This window comes from Pseudomonas sp. B21-035, from assembly GCF_024748945.1.
In the GTDB taxonomy this organism is placed as follows: domain Bacteria; phylum Pseudomonadota; class Gammaproteobacteria; order Pseudomonadales; family Pseudomonadaceae; genus Aquipseudomonas.
The window spans coordinates 3,551,159-3,571,184 of sequence record NZ_CP087179.1 but is presented as its reverse complement, the minus strand read 5'-3'; the positions used below and the strand labels follow the sequence as shown (position 1 = coordinate 3,571,184).

The following is a 20,026-nucleotide window of genomic DNA, read 5'->3' as shown; positions in this document are numbered from 1 at the left end:
TCAGCAAGGCTCAGAACGTGGCTTTGACCTGCAGGCCGAACACCAGCGCGTTGTCGATGTTCTCAGCGGAAAACGCCCCCGGCTCGATGATGTATTGCACATCCGGGCGCAGGGTCAGCCACGGGGTGGCCTGGTAGCCGTAGCTCAGCTCAACCAACTGCTCGGCGCTGTCCAGGTTGGGGTAGGCAACCCCTGCGGCCACGGCGGCGTCTTGCTGCACATCACGGCTGCGCGGGTTGGGCACGGCGCGGCCATAGCCGAAGGCAAGCGTGTCACGCGGGCGGCCTTCGAACGGCTTGTACAGCACCACGCCTGCGCCATACCACTTGCTGAATGGCGAGGCGGCGGCGCTGGCGGCCGAGTACTGGCCGAAGGCATGCAGGCTGCGGCCCTCGGAGCTCTGCGAGGCCCAGACGGCCTGGTCCACCAGCAGGTAATGGCCGCTGCGGCCGGACACCTCTTTGTCGCTGCCAATGCGTTTCACATCGGAGCTGTCGTAGTAGTAACCGAGCTTGTACTCACCCGGCAGTTCGCCGGCCAGCTTGTACACCAGCTCCACCGGAACCACGGTGCCGGTGGTGTGCTTGGGGCCCAGGTGCCAGGCGCGGCTGGAGTTGCCGTTGCTTTCGGGGTCGACGTTGAACGCCGCCACGCGCAGTTGCCAGGCCGGCGACAGGTCGTATTTGACCCGCACGCCCAGGTGCGCGTTGGGGTAGTTGGTCCAGCCGCTGCCGCCGGACATGTTCAGCGGATGGCCGCAGAAACCGGCGTTCATGAAGTTGCAGAGGATGCCGCTGTCGAGGCCGCCGAGGTCGTTGCCCATGGCCATGTAGCCGAGCTTGAGGTTCAGCGCCGGGGTGAACAGGGTGCGCTCGTAGCTCAGTTCAGTCAGGCGGGTGTAGAGGCCGCCGTAGTTTTCCTGGATCGGCAGGCGGTTGCCCACCAGGTCTTCGGAGGCGCTGTTGCCGCGGCGGTCGTTGATCGTCAGCTGGACTTTGCCGCCGTTGTCCAGGCCGTACAGCTTGCCCAGTTCGAACTGCACGCCCAGCTTGAGGTTCTGCGAGTAACGCGTCGAGCGGTGCAGGCCGCCATCGGCGTTGTAGGCGGTTTCGCCGCTGTAGTCGCCAGTGAACTTGATGCCCTGTTCGTCGAGCTGATGGCGCAGGCCGCCCCAGTCGCCGGTCAGGGTGTTGCGGGTCATCAGGTCGTCGGCCAGGGCCGTGGTGCTGGCCAGGGCCAGGAGCAGGGCAGGGGTGATGCGAGAAGCGCGGGGCATTGCGGGGTATTCCTGGGAGTTCGGTAAAAGTCCCATCGCGGGTCAAGCCGGCTCCCACAGCTTCTGTGGGAGCCGGCTTGACCCGCGATGGGGGCGATGCGATTTACGGCAGCGCGTAGGCCATTACATAGTCGCCACGGTCCGTCGACTGACGCGCACCACCGGCGGTGATGACCACATACTGCTTGCCGGTTTTCGGCGACACATAGGTCATCGGGCCGCCCTGGCTGCCGACCGGCAGGCGGGCTTTCCACACTTCTTCACCGTTGGCGCTGTTGAACGCGCGCAGGTAGAAGTCCTGGGTGCCGGCGATAAACACCAGGCCGCCCTGGGTCGACAGGGTGCCGCCGAGGGTCGGCAGGCCAACCTTGATCGGCAGGTGCATGCGGATGCCCAGTGGGCCGGTGTCTTCGACGGTGCCGACCGGCACTTGCCAGGCAACCTTGCGGGTCTTCATGTCGATGGCAGTGAGGGTGCCGAAGGGCGGCGCCTGGCACGGAATGCCGGCCACCGACAGGAAGCGGTTCTTGTTCACCGCATACGGCGTGCCCTTGAGTGGTACCGCGCCCATGCCGGTGTTCAGCGCTTCACCCCCGGAGGCGGCCTGGCCTTTGTTCTGCGACGGGATCATCTGAATCCACAGGCCCAGGCGCATGTCGTTGACGAAGATAAAACCATGCACCGGGTCGGTGGAGATGCTGCCCCAGTTCATGCCGCCCAGCGAGCCCGGGAAGCTCAGCGACAGGTCGGTGCCCGGTGCGGTGTACAGGCCGTCGTAGCGCATCTTCTTGAAGTCGATGCGGCACAGCAGCTGGTCATACGGGGTGGCGCCCCACATGTCCGACTCGGTCAGTTGCTGGGCGCCGATCTGCGGCATGCCCACCGATTTAGGCTGGGTCGGCGAGTACGGCTCGCCGGGGATGTTGCCCGGTTTGACCGGGGTCTCGACTACTTCGGTCAGCGGCTTGCCGCTGGCGCGGTCGAGCACGTAGATCTGCCCGGCCTTGGTGCCGATGACCAGCGCCGGCACCGACTGACCGTCGGCCGTGGTGAAGTCGATCAGGCTTGGCTGCATCGGCAGGTCGAAGTCCCAGAGGTCGTTGTGCACGGTCTGGTACACCCACTTCTCTTCGCCGCTGGTCGCGTCCAGGGCCAGCACCGAAGCGCCGTACTTGTGGTTCAGCTCGGTACGCTCGACGCCATAGATGTCGGTGGACGAGCTGCCCATCGGCAGGAACAGGGTGTTCATCGCCGGGTCATAGGACATCGGTGCCCAGCTGTTGGGGGTGCTGCGCACGTAGGTGTTGTCGCCAGTCGGCGCATTGCGATCTTGCGGGTTGCCCGGGTCGAAGGCCCAGCGCATCTGCCCGCTGATCACGTCAAAGCCGCGGATCACGCCGCCTGGCATGTCGGTCTGGACGTTGTCGGCAACCCGGCCACCGACCACCACCGTGGTGCCGGCCATCAGCGGCGCCGAGGACAATTGGTAGAACGCGTCCGGGACATTGCCCAGGCCGGCCTTGAGGTCGACCTGGCCATTGTTGCCAAAGCCCTGGCAGAACTCACCGGTGTCGGCGTCGACCGCGATCAGGCGGGCGTCAATGGTGTTGGTCAGCAGGCGGCGCTGGCAGTTGGCACCGGCCGGCACGCTGGCGGCGATGATCGGGGTGCTGTTGGGCTGGGTCGGTTGGGCGATCGGCGCGCTGGCATCGAAATAGGCCATGCCGCGGCAACGCTGCCAGACTGCCGACTTGGCGTTGATCGGGTTCTTCCACAGCTCTTTGCCGGTGTCGGCATCGAGGGCGATCAGGTTGTTGTGCGGGGTGCAGATGAACACCTTGTTGCCAACCTGCAGCGGCGTCAGCTGGTCTTCGGCACCGTTGCCATCGCTGATGGCGACGTCACCGGTGTGGTAGGTCCAGGCCACTTTCAGCTTGTCGACGTTGCTGCGGTTGATCTGGTCCAGGGCGGCGAAGCGGCTGCCGCCTTCGCTGTTGCCGTAGTGGGCCCAGTCTTTTTGCGCGTTGGCCGGGTCGACCGCGGTCAGGCCCGGGCCGTCACCGGTGGGGGCAACGCTTGGGTGGGCGACGAACATATTGCCGGCCGCCACCGCCAGGGCGATTGCCAGCACTGCGGCCAGGCCATAGGCGCCACGACCTGGCGTGGCGCCGGCGGCACGCTTGAGCAGCGGGTACACCAGCGTCACCGCCAGGCCCATCGCGGCGAACATGAACAGGCGCGAGAACAGCGGCCAGAACACCAGGCCGACATCGGCCACGGCCCAGATCGCGGTGCCGAGCACAAAGGCGGCGAACAGCCAGGCCCCGGCCAGCTTGCGGCGGGCGATCAGCAGCCCGGAAAGCGCCATCAGCAGGCCGCCGAGCAGGAAGTACCAGGAACCACCGAGGCTGACCAGCTTCACGCCACCGGCGGCGAGCGCAAGGCCGAGCAGGGCGATGATCACGCCCAGGCCAACCAGGATGAATGTTGAGGCGCCGTTGGCGCGCGGTGAGTGCGTCATATCGAAAAGAACTCGAAGGGGGGAGTGGCCGAATGTTATACCCTTAGCAAGCTAATTAACAAGTTAGTACATAATTCGGCAAGGGCTGCATTGGCGCTGAAATCAGGGCAAATGCCCTCTCCCGCTGGGGGAGAGGGCGGGTATCAGACTTAAGTATCAGTGATGTCGCGGTCCTTGGTTTCCGGCAGGAAGAAGGTGCCGAGAATCGCCGTCATCACCGCGATGACGATCGGGTACCAAAGCCCGAAGTAGATGTCGCCGGTGGCGGCGACCATGGCAAAGGCCACGGTTGGCAGGAAGCCGCCGAACCAGCCGTTGCCGATGTGGTAGGGCAGTGACATCGAGGTGTAGCGGATGCGCGTGGGGAACAGCTCCACCAGCCAGGCGGCGATCGGCCCGTAGACCATGGTCACGTAGATCACCAGGATGGTCAGCAGCAGCAACACCATCGGGTAGTTGGTCTTGGCCGGGTCGGCTTTTTCCGGGTAGCCGGCATCTTTCAGGGCCGTGCCCAGGGTGGCGATGAAGGCGTCGTTCTGCGCCTTGAAATCGGCGGCCGGCATGCCGGTGCCTTCAAAGCTCTGCAGCACCTTGTCGCCGATATGGATCTGCGCGACGCTGCCCGGCTCTGCCTTGACGTTGGCGTAGGGGATGGCTTTTTTCGCCAGCACGCTCTTGGCCAGGTCGCAGGAGCTGGTGAATTTGGCCTTGCCCACCGGGTCGAACTGGAACGAGCACTGGTTGGGGTCGGCCACCACCGTCACCGGGTTCTTCTCCTGGGCGATGAACACGTCGGGGTTACCGTATTCGGTCAGCGCCTTGAAGATCGGGAAGTAGGTCAGCGCGGCGATGATGCAGCCGGCCATGATGATGCCCTTGCGGCCGATGCGGTCCGAGAGGCTGCCGAACAGGATGAAGAACGGCGTACCGATCAGCAGTGAGCCGGCAATCAGCAGGTTGGCGGTCTGCGGGTCGATCTTGAGCATCTGCAACAGGAAGAACAGCGCGTAGAACTGCCCGGTGTACCACACCACCGCCTGGCCGGCGGTGCCGCCGAGTAGGGCCATGATGACGATCTTGAGGTTGTCCCAGCGGGCGAACGACTCGGTCAGCGGCGCCTTCGAGGCCTTGCCCTCGGCCTTCATCTTCTGGAACACCGGCGACTCGCTCAGTTGCAGGCGGATGTACACCGAGACGATCAGCAGCAGGATCGACAGCAAAAACGGGATCCGCCAGCCCCAGGCCTCGAACGCCTCGGTGCCGAGAATGGTTCGGCAGGCGAGGATCACCAGCAGCGACAGAAACAGCCCCAGGGTGGCGGTGGTCTGAATCCACGAGGTGAAGTAACCGCGCTTGCCCTTGGGCGCATGCTCGGCGACGTAGGTTGCCGCACCGCCATACTCACCGCCCAGGGCCAGGCCCTGGAGCAGGCGCAGGGTGATCAGGATGACCGGCGCGGCCACGCCGATGGTGGCGTAATCGGGCAGCAAACCAACCACGGCGGTGGAGATACCCATGATCACGATGGTGATCAAAAAGGTGTACTTGCGCCCGATCATGTCCCCTAGCCGGCCGAACACAATCGCGCCGAACGGCCGTACGGCAAAGCCTGCGGCGAAGGCGAGGAGGGCGAAGATGAACGACGTGGTCTCGTTGACCCCGGCGAAGAAGTGCTTGGCGATGATCGCGGCGAGCGAGCCGTAGAGGTAGAAGTCATACCACTCGAACACCGTGCCCAGGGAGGAGGCGAAAATCACCTTGCGCTCTTCCTTGGTGATCCCGCGTTTGGGCGCGCTGCCCGTGGTTGTATTGTCGATTGCCGCCATGAGTCTTCTCCGTCTTGTGCTTGTAGGCCGGAGTTCCCACTGTCCTTGCCGCACCCAGGCCTTAGGGTGATGTCATCGGATTGCGCAAATCATGAACACAGACTGACGGCCTCGCATTGCTGCAAGGTTTCTTGAAGCATAATCAGGTTTGTCTGGATATCCACTCGCCAGCATCAGCGAGTGTGGGGATCACTCACTCGAACAGCACTTCAGAGGCCATTTGCGGATACTCGGCCTGCAGCGTGGCCAGGCACTTCTGCATCAGTTCGGCGTCTCTGGGCAAGTGCCTGGCAAAAGCCTCCCAGCCACTGAGCTGCAACTGTTGAGGCATCTGCACAAGCCCGCTGATCGCATCCCAGAAGGCATCCCAGTTACAGCCATACCATTCGGGAAAACCGAGGGAGTCCCTTAACAGGTGATGCAATTGCCTGGCGCTGGTCACCTGGCCCAGATCAATCCTTACCACCCGCACCCGGCTCAATTGAAATGCCCCAGGTAGGTGAGCGTGGCGGTGCTTTGTGGCTGGCGCGAATGGGAGTGATCTGCTGAGCGGCGGTCGCCGTAAATGGCGTTGTCGCCGACGATGATGAAGTGACTGAAAGCGTCCAGAGACCGGGAACACAATTGCGCTTTCTGCGCCTCGTCGGCCATCAGGCTCTGCACATATTCCAGCGACTCATCCAGCTCGACGAAGTCCGAATCCATGAACCACTCAAGCTCCTGGGCAAGCTGCCAGGACGGATTGCGATCCTCCCAGGCGGCGAATTCGGCAGCACTCGCGCTGGCGGGCGGCTCGGGTTGCCATTGCTCGAAAGCGAACTGGCGGGCGTGCGTTTCGCTTTCGAAGGTGGCGGCGAAGAGGTGGAAGGGGTAGTAGTCTGGATTGTCCATAATCTGCCTTGCGGGCTGGCCGGAAAGGGGCTGCAGGTTACCAGTGATCGATGTTCAGGATTACGACCGCTGCGCGCTCGATCGCTGGCAAGCCAGCTCCTAAAGCCAACGAAAATGTCTGGCCAACAACTAAACCTGCATATTCAACTTTGTCAGGGTGACGTTCTTGAACAGATCATCCTCTATCAACTCCGACACACCGCCTGCAGACATTTTGAACGAGATAAACGCCATGCTCTCGACCGGCACGCGTTGTAACGCGCTAATCAGGAAACTGGCGGCAAAGCCGTGGGTTACGATAATTGCGCATTCAACCTCAGCATCCAGCGTTGCGACAAAGTCGTAAATTCGACGTGCGAATTGCCGACGGGTTTCAGCCCCGTCGCAGATGGCATGGTCCATGCGCTCGCCGGGTTTCTCGGCGCAAGGTTTCATGATGCTGTCATGCAGCGCCTGCTCCATGCCCTCATGACTGCCGAACGACATCTCGCGCAACCGTGCGTCGAGGTTCGGCTCAAGCCCCAGGGCATCGGCAACTATTGTTGCGGTCTCTTTACAACGCAGCAGGTCAGAAGAGTAAATTGCCGGGCTTTTTGAAAACCCCTGGGCCGTAAAAAAACTGGCCAGGGCCTTGGCCTGTTCGATCCCTTTAGGCGTTAGCCTGGAATCAAACCAGCCGCCGACAAGGTTATCGATGTGATGTTGCGCCTGTCCGTGGGTAACAATGTAATACCGCTTCATAGGTAGTTCACTTTTCTTCCGTAAGTGTTCGCTGACAGGCCGGCGATTGTGCCAGAACTGGCAGTTTGCAGCGATAAAACGCCGCAAGTACGACGCAATACGGACAAAAAACGCATGCCCCCGGACAGATCGCGCAGCGATTCGCCAATCCGGGCTTTTTGCAATATTAAGTCGCAGGTCAGCCCGCAATAGTAGCCAGCCCAACGTGACTTCCATGAGGCTGCATCGTGTATCAACGACTGTTGTGTTCGCTGTCCGTTTTGAGCCTGTCCATCGCCGCCGCCCAGGCCGCAGAAAGTGTGCCGCTGGATACCCCGCGCCTGGCGCGTATCGACAACTTTCGCGATATCGCCGGCACCACCCATGCCTATTCCACTGCCCACGACGGCACGATGCGCAGCGGCGTGTTCTACCGCTCCAACGCCCTGACGCCGTCGCCAGCTGACCTGGCCACGCTCAACGGCCTGGGTATCAAGGCGATTTACGACCTGCGCACCCCGGACGAGATTGCCGCCACCCCCGACACCCTGATCGAGGGCGCGCGCTACCGTAATATCGACATCATCGGCAACAACACCTCCGGCGCCGATATCACCCGCGTCAGCTTCACCAGTGCCGCCGATGCCATTGCCATGATGCAGGAGACCAATCGCGCGTTCGTCAACGATGCCGGCATGCGTGGCCAGTTCACCACGCTGTTCAATGAGCTGGCGGCGGGCGATGGTGCGGCGCTGTTCCACTGCACCGCCGGCAAGGACCGCACCGGTTGGACCGCCGCAGTATTGCTGAGCATTGCCGGGGTCGACAGCGCGACGATCATGGACAACTACCTGGCCACCAACGACTACACCGCCGCACGCGTGGCGGCGACCCTGGCGCACATGCCGCCGGGCATGGCGGCGATCTATGCGCCGCTGCTGGCGGTGGACGCCAGCTATCTGCAAGCCGGCCTCGACCAGGTCATTGCGCAGTACGGCAGCATGGACAACTACCTCAAGGAGGGCCTGGGCTTGTCTCAGGAGACCCTCTACGTACTGCGGGCCAAGATGGTTTCCTACAACAGCCTGCCCGGCCAGTTGGGCTTGCTCGGCAACGCCGCGGCCGGCGCGCAGCTGTTGCAGCAGTTGCAAGACAGCAGCCTGTCGGGCACCTACAGTGCCTACAACTATTACTTGCAGTCGGCCATCGATGCCGGTGACCTGGCTGGCGTCGAGTCGACCGTCGGCGGCCAGGTGCATGCCGACGCCGCCAGCTACCTGTTGCGCCAAGGCGCGCTGATCGACCGCGCCGCCGAGCCTTACAGCCGCGGCATTGAGCTTAAGGTTGGCCAGTACCGGTTGTGGAGTACTGCCCTGGCCAGCTACCTGGGCACCGACGGTTCAAGCCATGCCGCCAGCAGCAACGAGCACAGCCTGGGCCTGATGATCGGCCTGACCCAGCGCTTTTCCGAGCAGTTCAGCGGCCACGCCGGTTTTGGCTACAGCCGTGGCAATGTCGGCGGCGCGGGCGGTGAGGCGGACACCGACCTGACCTTGTTCAAGGCCGGTGCGCGCTACGCTCCGTCGGGGCTTGAGCGTGGCCTGTTCGTCGATGCCGGCCTCAGTGCCGGCTGGCTCGATTACACCAGCAAGCGCGAGCTTGGCGGTGGGCTGGGCGCGGCCAAGGGCGACAGCCATGGCACCCTCAGCGGCGCCAGCCTGGCCCTGGGCTATCGCATGCCATCCAGTGCCATCATGCTGGAGCCAAGCCTGGGCCTGCGCATCAGTCACCTGGACCTCTCGGGCTTTAACGAAAAAGGCAGCGAACTGGCCCTTGAGGTCGATGGCATCCAGCAAACCCGGCGCAGCGCATTCGCCAACCTCGATGTTGCACTCGGCGCCATTGACCTGGCGGGCTGGCAACTGGTGCCGGGCGTGCAGCTGGGCTACGAGCATGTGCTGGGCGATCACCAGGTCGACAGCCAGGGCCACTTGCTGGGCCTTGACATCGAACAGCGCGCCGCCTTCGACAACCGCGACCAGTTCACTGCCGGGGTCAACCTGATGGTCAGCCTGGGGGCGCTGAGCTTCGCTGCCGAAGCCGGCGCCAGCAGCGGCGGTGACAGCCACGGCGCCAGTGGCAGCCTCAAGGCCAGCTACTTGTTCTGACTGCCAGCCGGGCCAGCCCTGCGCCGCTGGCCCGCGCCGTTGCGCACCTCGGCAGGGCTGACGCCGAAGGCACTGTAAAAGTACTGACAGAACCTGCCGACATTGCTGAAGCCAGACGCCAGCGCCACCTCGGTGACCGACGCCGCGCCGCGTTGGCGCAGTGCATGGTGCGCGTGTTCCAGGCGCAGTTGGCGCTGGTAGGCGACGATCGACAACCCCATGAAACGCCGAAAACCGTCCTGCAAGGCACGCAGGCTGACGTTGCACATTCGCGCAAGCTCGGTGCCGCTCACCTGGCTGTGCGGATGGGCCTGAAGGTACTCGATGGCCAGCTTCACATGTCGCGGCGCGATCATCGGCGCCGGGCGCTGCAGGGCCTGGCTGAAGTTGTGCGGCCAGATTTCGAGCAGCGCATCGACGAGCATTTCCTGCAGGCGCGCCGGCATCAGCGCCCCGGCGTGCAGCAGCAGGTCGAACTGGCTGCCGGTGGCCAGCTCCACCAGGGCCCTGATGCCCTGCAGGTGGGCCAGCGGCACCACAGGCTCAAAATACAACCTGCCGAGAATCGGCTTGCCCAGCAGCGTTGCCAGCCGCTCGGTAAACAGCGCCCGGCGGATCGAGATACCGCACTGGTCGTGATCATCCATCAAGCGCATCGAGCGTACATCGGCCTTGTCGATCGCCAGGCCCATGTGCCGAAAACCCGCCGCGTCACGATCGGGGTTAAGGATCAGGGTCCCGGAGGAGGGAATGACGAAGGTGATTTCTTCCTGTGACTCGGGAAAGCAGAAAGTGAAGTCACCGCGGTAATGCATGCGTCGAAAACTCACGCCGTCATGGCGGCCATAGACGCCACCGATGTTGATGTTACCGGGCAGCGGTGGGATATCGGCGTACAGGTTGCCGAACAGGCTGCTGAACACTGCGCCGAAGTCGTCGCTGTGCATGCTGTCTGAGCGCAGGATGATCTGTTTGCGGGTCATGCTTGAGTACACCTTCGGGGTCACCTGGCGTGCGAGAGGTTTCGGGGCAGCAAAACATCAAGAGGCTAGCAGCTGGACGTGACAGCGGCGTGACCCATATGGGGGATAACAGGGTGCTTTACCCAGGCTGGCCAACCATTTGTCGGACATAATGCACTTTTGCCACCACCCTCTGGCCAGCCCGTATTTCCCTGCTTAACTGATCTGGGCTGCCAGGCAGGCAGCTATGCGCCCAGGGAGGGTTTCATACCCGTTGCACCTCGGTAAACCGTGCCCAATCGGGCATGGCCGTACCGGACCGCAGCGTCTTCGCCGCAGGCAATCTGCGCGTGACGCAGCGCGGAGGTTGCAACGCCGTTCGCCTGCATCCAACTGTGCGCCAAGGAAGTCGCCCGCCAGAAACAGCCACGCGCTTGTTTCCACTCATTGTTTGCAATGGAGGCACCATGACTGACTCACTACAAGCACCTGTAATAGGACTCTTCCCCCTGTCCTACGTCATCGGCACCGATGCACCCGGCGCCCAGCGCCTGGTTCTCGATTTGCTGGTGCATCCGTCTGACCGCACCCTGCGCGGCAGCGCCCAGCTCACCCAGGCCACCAACCCGCCACTGGACCTGAACCTGGACGTCTGGGGCACCTACAGCTACCAGCTGTTCCTGCCGCCGAGCCCGAGCAATATCCTCATCACCCTGCAAGGTAACCACGGCGGCCCGACGGCCAATTCGCCGATCATCTTCAGCCTGCACCTGGCGGTGGGCTCGGACTGGCAGAAAGGCCAGGCCGGTTACCGCTACCTGAATAACCAGGGGCAATGGATCGTGGTCGAGGCGCCAGCGCACCGCGAAGACGCCCGTATCAAGGCCTTCGGTAATCAGGACATCCAGGCGCTATTGCACACCGCGACCCTGGAGGCGGCCATTGCTACCGGCGATGTCGCCCACCTCAAGGCCCTGGCGGCCGGTGATGCGGGCGTAGCCCTGAACACCGCCATCGATTCGACCAAGAGCGCTTCCGGCAAAGCCGGCAAGTCCAGCCGCGCCTGACCAGACAAGGAGTCGTACCATGCCCGCAATCGGACTGTTCCACACCCGTCTCAACGTACGCACCGGCCTGCTCGGCGCCCCCGTGCTGACCCTCGATCTGTTGGTCAACACCGTGCACAAGAAGATCACCGGCGTGGCCAGCATCTTTGCTGCCACCTACCCGCCGCTGAACTTCCATGCCGATGTCTGGGGGGATTACTCGGACCTCAAGCTCGGCCTCAAAGGTGAGGGCCATATTGTTATCAACCTCACCGGCAGCCCCAGCGGCCCGTTCAGTACCCTGGAGCAGACTTTCCATCTGCACGGAATCCTTGATGCCAAGTGGGCCAGCGGCACCGCCAGCTATCGCTACCTGCGCCTGGATGGCGGCGGCTGGCAAGTGGTAGCGCATGCCAACGTACGCCAGGCGCCGACCGAGACTCACCAGAGCCAGAAGGACGTCAGCGAACGTAGCCGCAGCCGCCTGCAGGCGGCGATTGGTCAGCTGGAAAGCGCCTAAAGGCGCGTGACAAGAGGGCAGCCCGGTAGCCCGGGCTGCTTATCGACTGCATCCAGGCGCTGCCAAACAAGGCTGCATCGGCGACAACGCTGACGATGGCTGCCGATTCAGCAGGGCGATGACTTTGAGTGCTTCGTGGCGGGTTTGCCCGAGTAATTGCGTCAGGCACAAGACTTCCCGGCGAAAACCCGGATAATGGCGGCCAAATCGTTTTGCTCGTATGGTATTCCCGCATGGAAATCAAGGTTAACTTTCTCGACAACCTTCGACTTGAAGCCAAGTTCGATGACTTCACGGTGGTGGCCGATCAACCGATCCGCTACAAGGGCGATGGCTCGGCACCGGGGCCGTTCGATTACTTCCTGGCTTCGTCGGCCCTGTGCGCGGCGTACTTCGTCAAGCTGTACTGCCAGACCCGCGATATCCCCACCGATAACATCCGCCTGTCGCAAAACAACATTGTCGACCCGGAGAACCGCTACAAGCAGATCTTCAAGATCCAGGTCGAGTTGCCGGCCGATATCAGCGAGAAAGACCGCCAGGGCATCCTGCGTTCCATTGACCGCTGCACGGTGAAAAAGGTTGTGCAGACCGGCCCCGACTTCGTCATCGAAGAAGTGGAAAACCTCGACGCCAACGCCCAGGCCCTGCTGATGCTCGACCCGTCCTCGGACACCAGCACCTTCATCGCCGGCAAGGACCTGCCACTGGAGCAGACCATCGCCAACATGTCGGGGATTCTCGCCGGCCTCGGGATGAAGATCGAGATCGCCTCGTGGCGCAACATCGTGCCCAATGTCTGGTCGCTGCACATTCGCGATGCGCAGTCGCCGATGTGCTTCACCAACGGCAAGGGCGCCACCAAAGAGGGTGCGCTGGCCTCGGCGCTGGGCGAGTTCATCGAGCGGCTCAACTGCAACTTCTTCTACAACGATCAGTTCTGGGGCGAAGACATCGCCAACGCCGAATTCGTCCATTACCCCGACGAGCGCTGGTTCAAGCCAGGCCGTAAAGATGCGCTGCCGGCGGAGATTCTCGACGAATACTGCCGCGAAATCTACAACCCCGATGGCGAGCTGTGCGGCTCGCACCTGTACGACACCAACTCGGGCAATATCGAGCGTGGTATCTGCTCGCTGCCGTTTGTGCGCCAGTCCGACGGCGAGGTGGTGTACTTCCCCTCCAACCTGATCGAGAACCTGTACCTGAGCAACGGCATGAGCGCCGGCAACACCCTGGCCGAGGCCCAGGTGCAATGCCTGTCGGAGATCTTCGAGCGCGCGGTCAAGCGTGAAATCCTCGAAGGCGAGCTGGCCCTGCCGGACGTACCGCAGGAGGTGCTGGCCAAGTACCCGGGCATTCTCGCCGGTATCCAGGGCCTGGAAGAGCAGGGTTTCCCGGTGCTGGTCAAGGACGCCTCGCTCGGCGGCGCCTTCCCGGTGATGTGCGTGACCTTGATGAACCCGCGCACTGGCGGCGTGTTCGCCTCGTTCGGCGCCCACCCAAGCTTTGAAGTGGCGCTGGAGCGCAGCCTCACCGAGCTGCTGCAGGGCCGCAGTTTCGAAGGCCTCAACGACCTGCCGCAGCCCACCTTCGAAAGCCACGCGGTGACCGAGCCGAACAACTTTGTCGAGCACTTCATCGACTCCAGCGGTGTGGTCTCGTGGCGCTTCTTCAGCGCCAAGGCCGACTTCGAGTTCGTCGAATGGGACTTCTCTGCCGAGGGTGAAAACGCCAACGCCGAAGAAGCCGCGGCGCTGTTCGGCATTCTCGAAGACATGGGCAAAGAGGTGTACATGGCGGTGTACCAGCACCTGGGTGCCACCGCCTGCCGCATCCTGGTGCCGGATTACTCGGAAATCTACCCGGTGGACGACCTGATCTGGGACAACACCAACAAGGCGCTGTTCTTCCGTGAGGACATCCTCAACCTGCACCGCCTGGATGACGAGCAACTGCAGTCGCTGGTCGAGCGCCTGGAAGAAAGCGAGCTTGATGATTACACCGACATCACCACCCTGATCGGCGTCGAGTTCGACGACAACACCGCCTGGGGCCAGCTGACCATCCTCGAACTGAAGCTGCTGATCCACCTGGCCTTGCAGCAGTTCGAGCCGGCCAAGGAGCTGGTCGAAACCTTCCTGCAGTTCAACGACAACACCGTCGAGCGCGGCCTGTTCTACCAGGCGGTGAACGTGGTGCTCGAAGTGGCCATGGACGACGAGCTGGAGCTGGCCGATTACGAAGCCAACTTCCGCCGTATGTTTGGCAACCCGCGCATGGACGCGGTGCTCGGCTCGGTGGACGGCAGCGTGCGCTTTCATGGCCTGACGCCGACCAGCATGAAGCTCGAAGGCCTAGACCGTCACCAGCGTCTGATCGACAGCTACAAGAAACTGCACGCGGCGCGGGCCAAAGTGGCCAATTTGTCGCGCTAAAAGGCGCCAGCAAAAACAGCACCTTCGGGTGCTGTTTTGGTTTATGCGCACAGGTTATAGCCATGTAGCCAACCGGTCTTGCCGCTCAAACGCTGGCGCTTGCCGCAGGCGGGGGTTGGCGTTTAGCTGAGCGTTCGTGTGAACAACCTCATCAGGTGCAGACCATGAGCACACCCCTGGATTTGCATGCGTTAAAGGCGCGCCAGCAGGCGGCGTGGGCCAGCGGCGACTACGCGGTGATTGGCACCACCTTGCAACTGGTTGGCGAGCGCCTGGCCGAAGCCTGCGACCTGCGCTGGGACGAAAAGGTCCTGGATGTCGCCGCCGGCAACGGCAATGTCACCCTGGCCGCCGCCCGCCGTGGCTGTCAGGTGACCTCCACCGACTACGTGCCCGAACTGCTCAAGCGCGGCGAGGAGCGCGCCCGGGCCGAGCACCTCAACGTGGCCTTCCAAGTGGCCGATGTCGAAGCCTTGCCGTTTGCCGATGGCGCCTTCGACGCCGTGGTCTCGACCTTTGGCGTGATGTTCGCCCCCGACCAGGCGCAGGCGGCCAGGGAACTGGGTCGCGTATGTCGTTCGGGCGGGCGCATCGGCCTGGCCAACTGGACCCCGCAAGGTTTTATCGGGCAGATGTTCAAGACCCTCGGCCGTCACGTGCCGCCACCGGCCGGTGCACAACCGCCGTCGCGCTGGGGCGATGAAGAGCAGTTGCACAATTTGTTCGGCGACGACATCGGTGCGATCAAGGTCAGCCGCGAACACTTCAACTTTCGCTATCGTTCGCCGGCGCACTTCATCGACGTATTCAGAACCTGGTACGGGCCGGTGCACAAGGCGTTTGCCTCGCTCGACAGCGACCAGGCCCGCGCGCTGGAAAGCGACTTGACCCAACTGCTGAACGACAACAACGTGGCGGGAGGTGCATCGCTGGTGGTGCCGAGCGAGTACCTTGAGGTGGTCATCAGCCGCCGCTGAAATCATCGCGGGTCCTGCGCGCAAGCTGTGGGAGCGGGCCTTGCCCCGCGAAACGGTCGGTTGTGTTGTTTCATGGTCGAGCAAAGCAAAACCAGTAGTAGTAAATGAATGAGAAGTATTACCATGCACGGCTTTCCTTAGCTGCCAGGAGATCCCGTCCATGCCCCCGTCCAGCCCTCACGATGTTGGCGCGCTGTATCTGCAGCATCACAGCTGGGTGGTGGCCATGCTGCGGCGCAAGCTGGGCAATCGCGAGCAGGCGCTGGACCTGGCCCAGGACACCTTCGTAAAGCTTCTGCGCAGCGAGGTGCCGCCACTGCTGCGCGAGCCGCGGGCGTACCTTGGCACCATCGCCAGCCGCCTGTGCCTGCAGCATTTTCGCCGCCAGGCGCTTGAACGTGCCTACCTGCAAAGCCTGGCTCAGCTTGAGCCGCAGCATCAGCCGTCGGAAGAAACCCGGGTGCTGGTGCTCGAGGCGCTGGACGCCGTCGGCCAGGTGCTCGATGGCCTGGCCAGCCGGGTGCGGGAGGTGTTTTTGCTGTCCCAGCTCGATGGCCTGACCTACCCGCAGATCGCCGAGCGCCTGGGCCTGAGCGTCAATGTCGTGCAGAAGGCCATGCTCAAGGCCTATCGGCATTGCTACGCTGCCGTGCACGGCGAATGAAGCCGATGCCCGCAGCCGAGCCGCGCCTTGACCCGCACGTTCTGGAACAGGCGATGCTGTGGATGGTGCGCCTGCAATCGGGGGTGAGCTGCGATGCCGAGCAACTCGCCTGCCAGCGCTGGCGCCAGGAAAGCGCGGCCCATGAACTGGCCTGGCAGCGGCTCAGTGGTATCGGCCAAGGCCTGCGAGAAGGCACCTGCGGTTTGTCGGCGGCGGGCGCGCGCAGCCTGCTTGAGGCGCGTTCGCTGCCTTCGCGCAGGGCAGTCCTCAAGAGCCTGGTCGCCGGTGGCGTACTGATCGCCAGTGGCTACGGGGTACAGCAGCGCAGTGTGCTGCCGGGCCTGTTCAGCGATTACGCCACTGCCACCGGCGAGCGCCGCAACTGGACCCTGGCCTCGGGGCTGGCGCTGCAACTGGATACCCGTAGCGCCCTGGACAGTGATTTGCTCGATGGCGTCCGGGTGCTGACTTTGAACCGTGGGCGGGTATTGCTGGAGGTGGGGCAGGGCATCAGCGTCAGCCTGCGCACGGGCGAGGCCCGGGTACGGCCAGCGGCACTGTCGCGCCTGGTGGTCAGCCGGCAACCCAGCGCGACGCTGGTGCAGATGCTCAAGGGCACCGTGCAGGTCGAGCATCGGCAGGACTCAGGCTTGACCCTGCAGGCCGGCTGGCAACAGCTTTACAGCAGCACCCGGGCCGGGCCGTTGCTGCCACTGGCAGCGGGCGCGCAGGCCTGGACCCAGGGCCTGCTGGTGGCGCAGCGCATGCCGCTGGCCGAACTGCTGGCCGAGCTCGACCGCTACCGCCCCGGCGTGCTGCGTTGCGATCCGCAGGTTGCCGGGCTGCAGGTCAGCGGCTCGTTCTCCCTTGATCAACCCGATGCCAGCCTTGAGCTGATCACCCAGGTGTTGCCGGTTCGCGTGCAGCGGCTGCTGGGTTACTGGGCCAGCGTTGTCCCGGCCTGAAATAATGTTCATTGGCGTTGGCAGGTTTTCTTGCTTCGCGCATCAAGACAAGGGAAAGCGCTGAACAGCCAGCGCCATGCCCACCTCTGCTCTCCAAGGACTGTCTCGATGCGTTGTCGCCTTACCCCCCTTGCCACTGCCGTTCGCGCCCTGATGCTGGGTGTTACCCTGGTCACCTTCAACCCAACCGTAATGGCTGCCCAGGCGAGCGCGGAGCAGGCCGGTGTGCGCAGTTATGACATCGCCCCGGGGAGCCTGGACAGCGTGCTCGGCCAGTTTGGCCAGCAGGCCGGGGTGATGGTCGCGGTGGACTCGCAGGTGTCCAACGGCCTGCACAGCCCCGGGCTGCGCGGCCAGTTCGCCGTCGACCAGGCACTGGCGCAAGTGCTGGCCGGCACCGGCCTGCAACCTGTGGTCATGGGCCAGGGACGTTACCGGTTGATACCCCGCGCCGCGGATGCCGGTGCCCTTGAGCTGGGAGCGACCAGTGTCAGCGCCGCCGGCCTGGGCGCCACCACCGAAGGCACGGGCTCCTACACCAGCGGCTCGACCAGCACGGCAACCAAGATGAACCTGTCGATCCGCGAAACACCGCAATCGATCAGTGTCGTTACCCGCCAGCGCATGGACGACCAGCAGCTGCGCAACATGTCCGATGTGCTCAACCAGACCCCCGGCGTGACCATGTCCCAGGACGGCGGCGAGCGCTTCAACATCTACTCGCGCGGCAGTGCCATCAACACCTATCAGTTCGACGGCGTCACCACCTACCAGGAAAACCAGACCCGCACCATGCCCAGCACCCTGCTGGACATGGCCATCTACGACCGGGTAGAGGTGGTGCGCGGTGCCACCGGGCTGATGACCGGGGCGGGCGACCCCAGCGGCGTGGTCAACGTCATCCGCAAGCGCCCGACCCGCGAGTTTCAGGGTTATGTGCAAGGCGGCATCGGGTCGTGGGATTTCAAGCGCCTGGAAGCAGACGTCTCCGGTCCGCTGACCCCGACCGGCAACCTGCGTGGGCGCATAGTGGCGGCCAAGCAGCTCAACGACACGTTCATGGACTGGTACCAGCAGGACCGCGACATTCTTTACACAGCGCTCGAAGCCGACCTCAGCGACACCACCCTGGTGCGCCTGAGCATCGATCACCAGCGCTACCGGCCCACCGGCGGCCAGGGGGTGCCGATCCTGTTCAGCAACGGCCAGCCAACGGATTTCTCCCGTGATGCCAGTTCCGGCGCGCGCTGGGCGTCAGATCGCTTCGACACCAACAACTACAGCCTGGCGCTCGAACAGCAGCTGGCCAACGACTGGCAGTTGAAGGTCGCGGGTACCTTCATGGATGTCGATCGCGACACCCGTAGCGGCTCCTACCAGAGCTCCACCGGCATGTCGTACATCATCCCCGAGGGCAATGCCACCATCAGCCAGGGCTGGTCCGAAGCCACCCAGCACCAGAAAGCCGTCGATGCCACCTTGCAGGGGCCATTCGAGCTGTTCGGGCAAACCCATGAACTGATCGTCGGCGCCAACTACCTCGACTACGTCAACCACCACTACGCCACCAGCGGGCGTTCGGCCATCGTCGACTTCAATACCTGGAACAACGAACTGCCCAAGCCCGACAAGGACAGCTTCGCCCCGGCGCTGGACTACGACGTCGACACCCGCCAGAGCGGCTACTTCGTCGCCGGGCGCTTCAACCTCAGCGACAGCCTGCACCTGATCCTCGGCGCCCGGGCCAGCAACTACCGCTATCACTACTATTCCAAGAGCCTGGCTTCCGGTTACGTGCTGGACTACAGCATGACCGAACGCGGCGAAGTCACGCCCTACGCCGGGGTGGTCTATGACCTGACGCCCGAGCAGTCGATCTATGTCAGCTACACCGATATCTTCAAGCCACAGTCGAGCCAGGACCGCAGCGGCAAGGTGCTGGAGCCGGTGGTCGGCAAAAACTATGAACTGGGCTGGAAGGGCGAGTTCTACGACGGCCGCCTCAACGCCAACGTCGCCGCCTACGTGATCAAGCGCGATAACGTCGCCGAGCTGGATGCCGGCTACACCGTGCCGGGCACCGACCAGGACGCCTACCGCGCGGTCAGCGGGGCCAAGACCAAGGGCGTTGACCTGGAACTGGCCGGTGAGCTCGCCCCGGGCTGGGAGCTGCAAGCGGGCTTTAGCCACTCGCGCACCGAAGACGCCGAAGGCCAGCGCCTGACCAGCCAGCTGCCGCTGGACACTTTCCGGTTGTGGACCACCTACCAGTTACCCGGCCAATGGCAGCGCCTGACCCTCGGCGGCGGCGCCAGCTGGAACTCCAGCAACTCGCTGTACTTCAGCCGCTACAACAGTCGCGTCAGCCAGGATGACTACGCGGTGTTCAACCTGATGGCGCGCTACCGGCTCAGCGATCATCTTTCTACCACCCTCAACCTCAACAACTTGCTGGACGAGAAATACTACGCCGGCTTCTCTGGCAGCTACGGGCACTACGGGCCGCCGCGCAATGTGATGATGAATGTGCGTTACGACTTCTGAGGTTTGTAGTCGCAATGGATCTGCATGCTCTCTGTTTCGTTTCGATGGATGTCAAAGCCGCATTGTTTCAATGCGTCTTTGACCCTGTCGATAACCACCAGGTAGTGCGCTGCGCGTGCGCGCTGGCGAGTCAGCGAGGTAAAGACGCCAAAGGGCAGAAAGCGCAGCCTTTTTCCCTTTAACACAATGGAGACATCGACATGTGAGCCATCCACGTCATGTCCATTGGCGCCAAATATCTCGCCGACTTCATCCTTGCGACCGGGGTAGCAGGCGCAGAACACCTTGATGCCCAGCCAGCGTGAGAGTGTTCTGAACGAACCCAGATGGCTGTTTTTGTTTTCATACCCACGCACCAGCAACAGCTCAATGTCGGGTGGCAGCGTTGATTGGGCCTCAATCAATTTATGGAAAGTTTCTTCATCGATGGCTACTTCAGAGGACGGCCAGCGCGGGGATACTCGTATCCCGTGGCGCTCTCCCTTTGGCAGTACAAGCATGCTGGGCA

At 63.2% G+C, this 20,026-nt stretch carries 16 protein-coding genes; 8 read left to right on the top strand and 8 right to left on the bottom strand.

Features of this window, described 5'->3' with window-relative positions; genetic code table 11:
- Nucleotides 1-10 precede the first annotated feature (10 nt).
- The 6 genes from LOY22_RS16205 to LOY22_RS16180 all read right to left on the bottom strand — a co-directional run bounded on the left by LOY22_RS16205 (nucleotide 11) and on the right by LOY22_RS16180 (nucleotide 7,471).
- A complete protein-coding gene (locus tag LOY22_RS16205; RefSeq protein ID WP_258593969.1) occupies nucleotides 11-1,276 on the bottom strand; it encodes a carbohydrate porin in 1,266 nt (421 codons plus the stop codon).
- A gap of 103 nt (nucleotides 1,277-1,379) precedes the next feature.
- Nucleotides 1,380-3,797 carry a glucose/quinate/shikimate family membrane-bound PQQ-dependent dehydrogenase gene (locus LOY22_RS16200; RefSeq protein ID WP_093381415.1) on the bottom strand — a complete coding sequence of 806 codons (2,418 nt, stop codon included), beginning with the start codon at nucleotides 3,795-3,797 and terminating at the stop codon, nucleotides 1,380-1,382.
- A 149-nt stretch (nucleotides 3,798-3,946) separates the two neighbouring features.
- Nucleotides 3,947-5,623, bottom strand: a complete 1,677-nt coding sequence (locus tag LOY22_RS16195; protein ID WP_258593966.1) for an MFS transporter — start codon at nucleotides 5,621-5,623, stop codon at nucleotides 3,947-3,949.
- A 193-nt stretch (nucleotides 5,624-5,816) separates the two neighbouring features.
- Nucleotides 5,817-6,089, bottom strand: a complete 273-nt coding sequence (locus LOY22_RS16190; protein WP_309475559.1) for a barstar family protein — start codon at nucleotides 6,087-6,089, stop codon at nucleotides 5,817-5,819.
- Between the two features lie 11 nt (nucleotides 6,090-6,100).
- Nucleotides 6,101-6,514 (bottom strand): hypothetical protein, encoded by a 414-nt coding sequence (locus LOY22_RS16185; RefSeq protein WP_045194173.1) that lies wholly within the window; start codon nucleotides 6,512-6,514, stop codon nucleotides 6,101-6,103.
- Nucleotides 6,515-6,643: 129 nt separating this feature from the next.
- On the bottom strand, nucleotides 6,644-7,471 hold the full coding sequence (locus LOY22_RS16180; protein WP_258593963.1) for a histidine phosphatase family protein: 828 nt from the start codon (nucleotides 7,469-7,471) through the stop codon (nucleotides 6,644-6,646).
- Between the two features lie 11 nt (nucleotides 7,472-7,482).
- Between LOY22_RS16180 and LOY22_RS16175 the strand changes: the two genes are divergently transcribed.
- Nucleotides 7,483-9,402, top strand: coding sequence for a tyrosine-protein phosphatase (locus LOY22_RS16175; RefSeq protein ID WP_258593961.1), 1,920 nt, complete (start codon nucleotides 7,483-7,485; stop codon nucleotides 9,400-9,402).
- Here the strand turns inward: LOY22_RS16175 and LOY22_RS16170 are convergent.
- Nucleotides 9,390-10,385: a helix-turn-helix domain-containing protein gene (locus LOY22_RS16170; protein WP_408980923.1), complete on the bottom strand. Its 996-nt coding sequence runs from the start codon at nucleotides 10,383-10,385 to the stop codon at nucleotides 9,390-9,392. The two genes, LOY22_RS16175 and LOY22_RS16170, sit on opposite strands and share 13 nt — an antisense overlap.
- 446 nt (nucleotides 10,386-10,831) lie before the next feature.
- Between LOY22_RS16170 and LOY22_RS16165 the strand changes: the two genes are divergently transcribed.
- The 7 genes from LOY22_RS16165 to LOY22_RS16135 all read left to right on the top strand — a co-directional run bounded on the left by LOY22_RS16165 (nucleotide 10,832) and on the right by LOY22_RS16135 (nucleotide 19,518).
- Nucleotides 10,832-11,431, top strand: a complete 600-nt coding sequence (locus LOY22_RS16165; protein WP_258593957.1) for a DUF1842 domain-containing protein — start codon at nucleotides 10,832-10,834, stop codon at nucleotides 11,429-11,431.
- Between the two features lie 19 nt (nucleotides 11,432-11,450).
- Nucleotides 11,451-11,930, top strand: coding sequence for a DUF1842 domain-containing protein (locus LOY22_RS16160; RefSeq protein ID WP_258593955.1), 480 nt, complete (start codon nucleotides 11,451-11,453; stop codon nucleotides 11,928-11,930).
- Between the two features lie 233 nt (nucleotides 11,931-12,163).
- Nucleotides 12,164-14,368: an OsmC domain/YcaO domain-containing protein gene (locus tag LOY22_RS16155; RefSeq protein WP_213603982.1), complete on the top strand. Its 2,205-nt coding sequence runs from the start codon at nucleotides 12,164-12,166 to the stop codon at nucleotides 14,366-14,368.
- 164 nt (nucleotides 14,369-14,532) lie between these two features.
- Nucleotides 14,533-15,345 carry a class I SAM-dependent methyltransferase gene (locus tag LOY22_RS16150; RefSeq protein ID WP_045194159.1) on the top strand — a complete coding sequence of 271 codons (813 nt, stop codon included), beginning with the start codon at nucleotides 14,533-14,535 and terminating at the stop codon, nucleotides 15,343-15,345.
- 160 nt (nucleotides 15,346-15,505) lie between these two features.
- Nucleotides 15,506-16,009, top strand: coding sequence for a sigma-70 family RNA polymerase sigma factor (locus LOY22_RS16145; RefSeq protein ID WP_045194157.1), 504 nt, complete (start codon nucleotides 15,506-15,508; stop codon nucleotides 16,007-16,009).
- Complete coding sequence (locus LOY22_RS16140; RefSeq protein ID WP_258593952.1) at nucleotides 16,006-16,974, top strand: DUF4880 domain-containing protein; 969 nt, start codon at nucleotides 16,006-16,008, stop codon at nucleotides 16,972-16,974. The genes LOY22_RS16145 and LOY22_RS16140 overlap by 4 nt, the downstream gene beginning before the upstream one ends.
- A 108-nt stretch (nucleotides 16,975-17,082) precedes the next feature.
- Nucleotides 17,083-19,518 carry a TonB-dependent receptor gene (locus LOY22_RS16135; RefSeq protein ID WP_258593950.1) on the top strand — a complete coding sequence of 812 codons (2,436 nt, stop codon included), beginning with the start codon at nucleotides 17,083-17,085 and terminating at the stop codon, nucleotides 19,516-19,518.
- On the opposite strand, the gene LOY22_RS16130 is transcribed toward LOY22_RS16135, so the two are convergent.
- A complete protein-coding gene (locus LOY22_RS16130) occupies nucleotides 19,506-20,018 on the bottom strand; it encodes a hypothetical protein (protein ID WP_093381439.1) in 513 nt (170 codons plus the stop codon). The two genes, LOY22_RS16135 and LOY22_RS16130, sit on opposite strands and share 13 nt — an antisense overlap.
- Nucleotides 20,019-20,026 lie beyond the last annotated feature (8 nt).